This window comes from Micromonospora sp. DT201 (assembly GCF_049841575.1).
GTDB lineage: Bacteria > Actinomycetota > Actinomycetes > Mycobacteriales > Micromonosporaceae > Micromonospora.
The window spans coordinates 1-507 of record NZ_JBNCKP010000081.1 but is presented as its reverse complement, the minus strand read 5'-3'; the positions used below and the strand labels follow the sequence as shown (position 1 = coordinate 507).

Below are 507 nucleotides of genomic sequence, written 5' to 3'. Positions count from 1 at the left end.
CGCACGTCCCACACCCGAACCGGCGAGTGCCTCAACACACCCCGCTCGAACAAGGCCACAATCTCGGTCAACATCTCCTGGATCCGCTCCGGACCCGCCTCCAGCAAATCGAAGGAGCGGTACCGCACCCCAGGATGTGTTGCGGCGACGACCTGCGGGTCGCGGATATCGGCCTTACCCATCTCAATGAACCGACCACCACGAGGCAGCAAATCCAACGACGCGTCCACGAACTCCCCCGCCAGGGCATCCAAGACCACATCCATACCCGCCCCACCGGTGGCGGCCAGGAACACCTCCCGGAAATTCAAATCCCGCGAAGACGCGATCCGATCCCCCGCCACACCCAACCCACGAACCGCGTCCCACTTCGGCGCACTCGCCGTCGCGAACACCTCCGCACCCACGTGCCGAGCCAACTGCACCGCCGCCATCCCCACACCACCAGCAGCCGCATGCACCAACAACCGCTCACCCCGCCGCAACCCACCCAAATCAAACAACCCG

1 protein-coding gene is annotated in these 507 nt (G+C 65.1%); it reads right to left on the bottom strand.

What is annotated here, in order from left to right; all coding sequences use genetic code 11:
• On the bottom strand, positions 1 to 507 hold a 507-nt coding region (locus ACLQ28_RS34490; RefSeq protein ID WP_425690446.1), incomplete at both ends, for a zinc-binding dehydrogenase.